The 8,143-nt window shown below is 72.0% G+C and carries 10 protein-coding genes and 1 pseudogene; 5 read left to right on the plus strand and 6 right to left on the minus strand.

The features are described from left to right. The first annotated feature begins 434 nt into the window (after positions 1-434). Entirely contained in the window at positions 435-1,262 is an 828-nt protein-coding gene (locus tag ACTOQ2_RS39080; RefSeq protein ID WP_440106304.1) for a nitroreductase/quinone reductase family protein, read from the plus strand. Positions 1,263-1,311: 49 nt separating this feature from the next. On the opposite strand, the gene ACTOQ2_RS39085 is transcribed toward ACTOQ2_RS39080, so the two are convergent. Continuing rightward, positions 1,312-1,902, minus strand: coding sequence for a helix-turn-helix domain-containing protein (locus ACTOQ2_RS39085; RefSeq protein WP_440106307.1), 591 nt, complete (start codon positions 1,900-1,902; stop codon positions 1,312-1,314). An 83-nt stretch (positions 1,903-1,985) separates the two neighbouring features. On the opposite strand from ACTOQ2_RS39085, the gene ACTOQ2_RS39090 reads away from it, so the two are divergent. After that, a complete protein-coding gene (locus ACTOQ2_RS39090) occupies positions 1,986-3,665 on the plus strand; it encodes an FAD-dependent oxidoreductase (protein ID WP_440106309.1) in 1,680 nt (559 codons plus the stop codon). A 78-nt stretch (positions 3,666-3,743) separates the two neighbouring features. Here ACTOQ2_RS39090 and ACTOQ2_RS39095 read toward each other — a convergent pair. Continuing rightward, positions 3,744-3,923: pseudogene (locus tag ACTOQ2_RS39095) on the minus strand (SIP domain-containing protein); the annotation flags it as partial. Between the two features lie 213 nt (positions 3,924-4,136). Here ACTOQ2_RS39095 and ACTOQ2_RS39100 point away from each other — a divergent pair. Together ACTOQ2_RS39100 and ACTOQ2_RS39105 are read left to right on the plus strand one after the other, a co-directional pair. Beyond that, positions 4,137-4,475 carry a hypothetical protein gene (locus tag ACTOQ2_RS39100; protein WP_440106311.1) on the plus strand — a complete coding sequence of 113 codons (339 nt, stop codon included), beginning with the start codon at positions 4,137-4,139 and terminating at the stop codon, positions 4,473-4,475. A 397-nt stretch (positions 4,476-4,872) separates the two neighbouring features. Continuing rightward, positions 4,873-5,772 (plus strand): alpha/beta hydrolase, encoded by a 900-nt coding sequence (locus ACTOQ2_RS39105; RefSeq protein WP_440106313.1) that lies wholly within the window; start codon positions 4,873-4,875, stop codon positions 5,770-5,772. 162 nt (positions 5,773-5,934) lie between these two features. Here the strand turns inward: ACTOQ2_RS39105 and crcB are convergent, their stop codons facing one another. The 4 genes from crcB to ACTOQ2_RS39125 all read right to left on the minus strand — a co-directional run bounded on the left by crcB (position 5,935) and on the right by ACTOQ2_RS39125 (position 7,707). Next, positions 5,935-6,321: a fluoride efflux transporter CrcB gene (gene crcB / locus ACTOQ2_RS39110; protein ID WP_440106315.1), complete on the minus strand. Its 387-nt coding sequence runs from the start codon at positions 6,319-6,321 to the stop codon at positions 5,935-5,937. Further along, complete coding sequence (locus tag ACTOQ2_RS39115; protein ID WP_440106317.1) at positions 6,318-6,659, minus strand: DUF190 domain-containing protein; 342 nt, start codon at positions 6,657-6,659, stop codon at positions 6,318-6,320. The genes crcB and ACTOQ2_RS39115 overlap by 4 nt, the downstream gene beginning before the upstream one ends. Next, positions 6,656-7,240: a fluoride efflux transporter FluC gene (locus tag ACTOQ2_RS39120; protein ID WP_440106319.1), complete on the minus strand. Its 585-nt coding sequence runs from the start codon at positions 7,238-7,240 to the stop codon at positions 6,656-6,658. Before ACTOQ2_RS39120 ends, ACTOQ2_RS39115 begins: the two co-directional genes overlap by 4 nt. Positions 7,241-7,407: 167 nt before the next feature. Then, positions 7,408-7,707: a hypothetical protein gene (locus tag ACTOQ2_RS39125; protein ID WP_440106321.1), complete on the minus strand. Its 300-nt coding sequence runs from the start codon at positions 7,705-7,707 to the stop codon at positions 7,408-7,410. A 277-nt stretch (positions 7,708-7,984) separates the two neighbouring features. On the opposite strand from ACTOQ2_RS39125, the gene ACTOQ2_RS39130 reads away from it, so the two are divergent. Next, positions 7,985-8,143, plus strand: a 159-nt coding sequence (locus ACTOQ2_RS39130) for a helix-turn-helix domain-containing protein (RefSeq protein WP_440106327.1), incomplete at its 3' end; no start/stop codon positions are given.

Genomic DNA, 8,143 nt, shown 5'->3' on the forward strand with positions numbered 1-8,143 from the left:
CTGCCGGGTCGGCCTTGGGCCAACAGCGAGTAGGGCACCCGGCCGAGGCGTGAGCCCCGGGCGGGCCAGAGGCCCACCCTCTCCTTCCTTCCGCGCGTTCAGCGCGACGTTTCTCCGTGGATTTCCCTTCCGTGGTCTCCACGTTTCATGTGACTTCCGCGTGTGGTCTCCACGTTCCCGTGGCTTCCATGTCCCGTGTGATGCCCGCATGCTCTCGCGGTGCCGGTCGTCGCCGATCACCGCGTGTTTCGCGCCTTTCACGAACCGGCCCCAGCGGTAAGTCGCCGACCCGGCCGGTCGTCCGGCGTGTCCTTCCCCGTTTCCCGCACCACGGTCGCGGTCGCCCCGTGGTGATTTCGTCCTGCCCTCAGGCGGCCCTTCGTCATGCCCGCGAACAACCGCGGGACCATCGATTTCGGAGAAGAAAACAGAGAATGCCCAATGAATTCAACCAGCAGATCATCGAGGAGTTCCGCGCCAACGGTGGGAAGGTCGGTGGCCCCTTCGAGGGAGCCCGGCTGCTCCTGCTGACCACCGTCGGGGCGCGATCCGGCGCCCGGCACACGACCCCGCTCGGCTACCTTCCCGACGGCGGCGAGCGGGTCCTGGTCATCGCCTCGGCCGGTGGCGCGCCGAACCACCCCGCCTGGTTCCACAACCTGGTGGCCAACCCTCTCGTCACGGTCGAGGACGGCCTCTTCACCTACGAGGCACGAGCCGTCGTCCTGGAGGGCGCCGAACGCGACCGCCTCTTCGCCCGCGCGGCCGAGGCCGACCCCGGGTGGGCCGACTACCAGGCCAGGACGGTGCGCGTCATCCCCGTGGTCGCCCTTCAAGGTGTCGACAGCGGGCCGCCGAAGGCGTCGTCGGCGAGCGAGGCTCTCAAACTGGTTCACGACATGTTCCGGCGGGAACTCTCCCTGATCCGCAAGGAGGTCACCGAGTCGGGTGCCGGCCTGGGCGCCCAGCTGCGGGTGAACTGCCTCACCCTCTGCCAGGGGCTGCACAACCACCACACCGGCGAGGACATCGCGATGTTCCCCTTCCTCGCCGGACGCCACCCCGAACTCGCCCCGACCCTGGAGCGGCTGAGCCGGGAACACGAGAGGATCGCGGTCCTCATCGAGGAGTTGCGGGAGGTCCTCTCCACCGAGGGCGCGGATCCCCCGCTCGTGCTCGCCGAGGTCGAGCGGCTCACCGACGAGCTCGAAAGGCACCTGACCTACGAGGAGGAGCAGCTGCTCCCGGTCCTCGGCGCGTAGGCCCCCGCCGCCCGCGTACCGGTGACGGCCACCGCCACCGGTACGCGGGTCACCTGCCGGCGGGGCCGGCCCGCACGCGCATCCGCTCGCCCTGCAGCCCGAACAGGCTGAGGAGCTCGACCGGCTCAGGGCCTGCGGCGGCCCACCCGTGCGGGGTGCGGGTGTCGAACTCGGCCACCTCGCCGGCGCCGAGGACGAGGTCGTGCTCGCCCAGGAGCAGCCGCAGCCGGCCGGACAGGGTGTAGAGCCACCCGTAGCCCTCGTGCGTCCGCTGTTCCAGCGGCGCGTTCCCGTGCGGCCTGCCCGGGATTATCTGCTTGTAGGAGCGCAGGCCGCCGAGATGGCGGGCGAGCGGTACGAAGGTCATGCCGTGCCGGGTGAAGGAACGCATGTGCACGCGGGGGTCACCGGTCGCCGGCGCGCCGACCAGCTCGTCCAGCTGCACGCCGTACGCCTTCGCCAGGGGCAGCAGGAGCTCCAGGGTCGGTTTGCGCTGCCCGCCCTCCAGGCGCGAGAGGGTGCTGAGCGAGATCCCGGTCGTCTCGCTCAGCTGGGCGAGGGTGGTGCCACGGGTGCGGCGCAGCGCCCGCAGCCGCGGGCCCACGGCGGTCAGCACGCTCGCGAAGGTGTCGTCTGCCATGCCTCTATTTGCTGTTCCGGCAAGGAATTTTGTCAACTTCCGGGATGAGGGCGGACTATTTGCGGTGAACGGAGGTATCACACATGACCGAACGAACGGAACAGACGGTGACCGCCGCGCCCTCGAACGGGGAACGGCGCTACGAGGTGGTGGTCGTCGGCGGTGGCGCCGCCGGGTTGAGCGGGGCGCTGACCCTGGCACGGGCACGGCGCTCGGTGCTGGTGATCGACGCGGGCCGGCCGCGCAACGCCCCGGCGGCCCATGTGCGTTCCTACCTGACGCGCGACGGCGTGCCCCCCGCGGAGCTGCTGGCCACGGGGCGCGCGGAGGTGACCGGTTACGGCGGCGAGGTCGTGAAGGGCGACGTCGTGGCGGCCGAGCGGCTGGAGGGCGGGGACTTCCGCGTCGTCCTCGAAGACGGCTCCTCGGTCGTGGCGGACCGGCTGCTGGTGACCACCGGCCTGACCGACGAGCTGCCCCCGGTGCCGGGGCTCGCGGAACGATGGGGGCTCGACGTCCTGCACTGCCCGTACTGCCACGGCTGGGAGGTACGCGACCAGGCGATCGGCGTCCTGGCCACCGGACCGCTCGCGGTCCACCAGGCCCTGCTGTGGCGGCAGTGGAGCGAGGACGTCACCTTCTTCCCGCACACCGCGCCCGAATTCGGCGCCGAGGAGTACGAGCGGCTCGCCGCCCGCGGCATCGCCGTGGTGGAGGGGCGGGTGGCGGCGCTGGAGGCGACGGACGACCGGCTCACCGGCGTACGCCTGGCCGACGGCCAGGTGATCTCCCGCCAGGCCCTCGTGGTGACCCCGCGCTTCACCGCCCGCTCCGGCCTCCTCACCGGCCTGGGTCTTGAGACGACCGACCAGGAGATGGGCGGGCACGTGGTCGGCAGCCACATCGCCGCCGACCCTTCCGGGGCGACGGCACTGCCCGGGGTGTGGGTGGCCGGAAACGTCGCAGCCCTGACCGAGCAGGTCATCGGCGCCGCCGCCGCGGGCGTGCGCGCCGGCGCGGCGATCAACGCCGACCTGATCGCCGAGGACACCCGCCGGGCCGTGGCCGCCCGCCGCGCCGCCGACCGGCACGGGCACGCGCACGAACACGCGCGGGAGGGCGCCCCCACAAAGGGCGACGCCATCCCGGAGGAGGAGTTCTGGGACCTCCGCTACGGGGAGAGCGACCGGATCTGGAGCGGGAACCCCAACGTCATCCTGGTCCGCGAGCTCACCGGCGTGGAGCCGGGCAGCGCCCTGGATCTGGGATGCGGCGAGGGAGCCGACGCGATCTGGCTCGCACAGCGGGGGTGGCGCGTCACCGCCACCGACATCTCCGGCGTCGCCCTGGAGCGTGCCGCCCGGCACGCCGAGGCGGCGGACGTCGCCGGCCTCGTCGACTGGCAACGGCACGACCTGGGCGCCTCCTTCCCCGACGGCGTCTTCGATCTCGTCTCCGCCCATTTCCTGCACTCCCCCGGTGACATGCCGCGAGAGAAGATCCTGCGGGCCGCCGCCTCGGCGGTCGCGCCCGGCGGGACGCTCCTCGTCGTCGGGCACGCGGGGTTCCCCGCCTGGGAGCACAATCCCCATCCCGACGTGCACCTGCCCACGCCGGAGGAGGTCCTGGAAAGCCTGGAACTCCCGGAAGGGGAGTGGGAGGTGCTGCTCTGCGAGGAACACGACCGGATCCAGAACGACCCCGACGGGCGGCCCACCACCCGCAGGGACAACGTCCTCAAGGTCCGGCGGACGAAAGGCTGAACGGCCGGGCCGGGTTCCGTACGGTGACGTGGCGGGGACGGCCTCCGGCGGGCCGATGGCCACCGTCGGTGCGGCGCGTCAGTGCAGCCCGCGCTTGCCCGGTGTCCAGAACGGCTTGACCTTGATCGAGGTACGCGGCCAGTTGCGTTCGCGCACGAGGTGGTCGCGGACCATCTGGCAGGTCCTGGCCTCCCCCGCCACGTAGGCCGCCCCCGCGTCGCCGGGAAGGTCGAGGTCGGCCACCGCCGCGAGCAGTGTCCGGGAGGAGACGTCGGCGCCCGGGGCGGGCCCGGATCCAGGACCGCCCGAGCATGCCGTTCGGCGCGGACGCTCTCACCGACGGTCATGACCGGACGTTCGGACTCCTCGCACGACATCCCCTTTGCTCGACGAGTCAAAATAACACTTGAAAAATCAACCAAATGTGGGGAGGATCTTCGCGTCAACGGATCCACGTGATGGAGATGTTCAGTGCGCAAAACAACGGCGATCGGTTCTGCCCTGCTCACCGCTACGACTCTCGTGCTTGGAGGCGGCGCGTCTGCGGCTTCCGCCGCCTCGGCGAATTCGTCCGACCCGGTGGGCCTTTACTTCTTCGACGCGGCGCGGAACGTGGTCGCCCACTACCCGGCCCCGCCCGCCGGGTGCACCCCGGTGCCTGCGACCGCGACCCTCCACGCCGCCTGGGACGCCGGGTTCTCGAGGTTCCAGTTCTTCGGTACGGCGGACTGCACCGGGACTTTCACGGTCCTGGACACCCTTCGCAGCTACTCCGCCGGGCGGTTCAAGTCCTTCGTCCCCATCCCCTAGTGGAAGATCACTGAAAATCCCGCTTTGATCCCGGACCGGCGGACGCCCGCCCGCTGCCAAGCGGTGAGCACCCGCGATGACCGGACTCCACCGGTACGGGCGAGGCCGCGGCGAACCAGAACGTGAAGGTTCGCCGCGGCCTCGCGGGTTACGCGGCCGGACATCGTTGTCGAAGACGCCCGGGTGAGGCGGACGGCCGGCGCCAAGGCCCGCATCAGCCGCGACGAGACCAGGACACAGGCGTTTCGGCGCGCTTCCGGACGGCGACTCGCGACCGCGCGGAAGTTTCCCGGGAAATCCCGCGCGAGAATGTCGAGAGCGCGGCCGCGGCTCCGACCCCTCGGTGACCGGCCGAACCGAGACCGGCAAGCACCGAGGAGACACCACCATGCGGCCCATGAAGACGAGCACCCTGAAGGTGCCCGGCGCGACCCTTCACCACGAGATCCGCGGCTCGGGGCCGACCCTGCTGCTGATCTGCGGCGGGGTCTACGACGCCGCCGGCTACGCCGAGCTGGCCCGGCGGCTCGCCGACCGCTACACGGTGGTGACCTACGACCGGCGCGGCAACTCGCGCAGCCCCCTGGACGGGCCGCCGGAGCCGCAGAGCATCGAGACGCACGCCGACGACGCGCACCGCGTGCTGGTGGAGGCGGGCGTCACCGCCGACGAGCCCGCGTACGTCTTCGGCAATAGCTCCGGGGCGATCATCGGCCTGGAGCTGGCCGCCCGCCACCCCGAGCAGGTGCGCGTCCTGGTCTCCCACGAGCCGCCGCTCTTCGAGCTGCTGCCCGACCGCGACCGCTGGCGGGGCGTCGTCCGGGACGTGGAGGAGGCGTTCGCCAAGGAGGGGGCCGGGGCCGCCATGCAGGCCCTCTCCGCCGCGTTCGTGGCGAGCGACGGCGAGCGGGCGGAGGACGCGCCGGCGGGGGGTGACCCGGCGGCCGAGGGGCCGGAACGCATCCCGGGAGGCGCGCAGGCACCGCAGGGGGCACCGGACCCGGAAACGATGGAGATGCTGGGACGGCTGGAGAGGAACGCGGAGTTCTTCATCGGCTACGAGGTGCCGCCGTTCTCCCGGTACACCCCCGACGGCGCGGCGCTCAGGGCGTCCTCGGTGCGCGTCGTGGCCGCGGTGGGCGAGAAGGCGGAGGGCGAGCCGCCGTACCGGGCCGCCGTCGCCGTGGCCGGTCTGCTCGGCACGCGGCCCACGGCGTTCCCCGGCGACCACGGGGGCTTCGGCTCCGAGCCCGAGGCGTTCGCCGCCAGGCTCCACCAGGTGCTCTCGACCACCTGAGAAATCCCGCGGCGGTCGCGAAACGGATCTTCGAGGAGGTGGTTGACGGCGTCCACCCGCGTGACCCCGGGCATCGCGAGCCCGAGGTGGCGCCGTATGGTCCCCGCCCCCCGGGACCGGGCGTCTTCCGGACCTTCGCTTCCGGACCTCCGCGGAAGAAGGTCACGCGAAGATCGTCTGAGCGAGGGCGAGACCGAGGAACACCGCCCCCAGACCGGCGACGACGGAGGCGACGACGTTGGCCACCGCGAAGAGGATCGCGCCGCTCTCGGCCAGCCGCAGCGTCTCGTAGGAGAACGTCGAGTACGTGGTCAGCGCCCCGCAGAACCCGGTGCCGAGCAGCAGCTGCACGCCGGTGCCCACCGCGCCGGACAGTGCCGCCCCGGTCAGGACGCCCAGGACCAGCGAGCCTGCCACGTTGACGGTGAAGGTCCCCCAGGGGAAGACCGTGTCGTGGCGGGCCTGCACGGCCCGGTCGGTCAGATAGCGCAGCGGTGCCCCGACGGCACCGCCGAACAGCACCGCAAGCCAGTTCTGCGACCCGCTCACACCGGCCGCCCGCCCCGGTGGCGAACGACCTCGACCTCGTCCAGGATGGCCAGCCCCTCGGTGAGGAGGTCGTCCAGCTGTGGCAGGAAGGCGCGGATCCGCTCCTCTGTGTCGACGATCGTGATGGCCACCGGCAGTTCGTCGGCCATCGACAGCAGCCGGCTGGTGTGCACGATCGAGGTGGTGCCGAAGCCTTCGAGGCCGTGGAAGACCGACGCCCCGGCCAGCCCGGCGGCGTGGGCACGGTGCACGATCTCGGTGTACAGGGGTCGGTGGTGCCAGGTGTCGGTGTCATCGACGAAGATCGTCAACCGCAGCGCCCGTCCGGCTGGAATCATCGCGCTCTCCTCCTCGCGCTCCTCGTTCTCGCTGTCCTCGCTGTCCTCGCTGTCCTCGCCGTCCTGGTCGTCCTGGTCGTCCTCGCCAGGAGCCGGCGGGTGGTCCACGCGCCGGCCATCACCGCGGCCAGCGCCGCCAGGACCGTCGCCGCCAGGTAACCGAACGCCGGACCGGGCCGGCCGGCGGAGACCAGGCGCTCGATGTCCAGGCAGTAGGTGGAGAAGGTGGTGAAACCCCCCAGCACGCCGGTGGCCAGGAACGGGCGTACCCAGGTCGGCGCGGCCCACGCCTCGGTGAGCACGACCAGGAGAACACCGATGAGCAGGCAACCGGCCGCGTTCACCGCCAGCGTGGCCCACGGGAAGGAGCCGGTCGCGGCCGGCCACAGCAGGATGGCGCCGTAGCGGGCCCCCGCACCGACCGCGCCACCGGCGGCGATCACCGCCAGGACGACGCGATGTGAGCGACGCGACCCGCCGCGCTCGCGCGCACCGGCCGGAGCGGGTGGATCCGCGTCGGGATCGACGTCGGGGTCGATGGGCCCGGTTGCCACCGTGAACCTCGCCTGGTTCGTACGCATGCCTCTCCCTACACGTGGTGGGTGCCCGGCACGGCTGGGCGGGCACGACCTGTCACGGGTAGGGACCGTTGGCGGCAGCGGGTGCCGCGGTTGGGTGCGGCGGGCCCCACCGCCGCAAGGACCCCGGCATCGGCGGGACCCTCGCCACCCAGCCTAGCGCGGCCGCTTCACGACCACCTGTGCGGCCACTCTCCGGAACCCGTGACCGCTCCGTAGCCCCGGTCCTCCAGATCACCTTCGGCCGTCTCCCCGAAATCGGGCCTGTCCTCGGCCACTGCCAGGTGCCGTACCGTCGAGATGGCCTCGGACCCGACGACGAGGGCCACCCGTGAGGATCCCGCCGCGATCGTCGCGGCGAGCTCGTTGACCAGGCGCCGGGGCGCCTGCCCGCCCGCCACCTCCAGAATCGCCCGGCCGGGGTCCGCCGGCTGATCCTGGTCGCAGACGTCGATCCCCTCGCCTCGCACGGCGCAACCACCGTGGGGTCGCCCGCGTCTCTTCTGTGGAGGCGTCTTCCTCGACGTGCCCGCCTGCACCGCCCCACCTCGGCGGTCGCGGGCGGCTACGAGATCCAGTTCGACGCCACCGCCACCGCCACCGTCACGGCTGGCAAGGCCACCGGCTCCGTCTGCGGCTTCCTGCGCTCCCGAGGCGGGCGTCGGTCTGTTCGCCGATCGGGGAGTCATTGATCATGACTCCTACGCTACGTTGACGGTCGGCGACGTACCGTGAGGGGGAGGGTTGATGCGGGTCCACCAGGCCTACCGCTATGCCCTGGACCCCACCCCCGAGCAGGCGCGCCTGCTCGCCTCCCACTGCGGCGCGTCCCGGTTCGCCTTCAACTGGGGGCTCAATCTCGTCAAGGCCGCCTTGTCCCAGCGGGAGGCGGAGAAGTCCTACGGC

It is taken from the genome of Streptosporangium sp. H16 (assembly GCF_051918855.1).
Lineage (GTDB): Bacteria > Actinomycetota > Actinomycetes > Streptosporangiales > Streptosporangiaceae > Streptosporangium.

What these genes read in the sequence shown, in the direction of transcription:
- ACTOQ2_RS39105 (WP_440106313.1), top strand. Translation starts at nt 4,873, where the DNA reads ATGAAGACGAGCACCCTGAAGGTGCCCGGCGCGACCCTTCACCACGAG.
- ACTOQ2_RS39120 (WP_440106319.1), bottom strand. Translation starts at nt 7,240, where the DNA reads ATGCGTACGAACCAGGCGAGGTTCACGGTGGCAACCGGGCCCATCGAC.
- ACTOQ2_RS39085 (WP_440106307.1), bottom strand. Translation starts at nt 1,902, where the DNA reads ATGGCAGACGACACCTTCGCGAGCGTGCTGACCGCCGTGGGCCCGCGG.
- ACTOQ2_RS39115 (WP_440106317.1), bottom strand. Translation starts at nt 6,659, where the DNA reads ATGATTCCAGCCGGACGGGCGCTGCGGTTGACGATCTTCGTCGATGAC.
- ACTOQ2_RS39090 (WP_440106309.1), top strand. Translation starts at nt 1,986, where the DNA reads ATGACCGAACGAACGGAACAGACGGTGACCGCCGCGCCCTCGAACGGG.
- ACTOQ2_RS39080 (WP_440106304.1), top strand. Translation starts at nt 435, where the DNA reads ATGCCCAATGAATTCAACCAGCAGATCATCGAGGAGTTCCGCGCCAAC.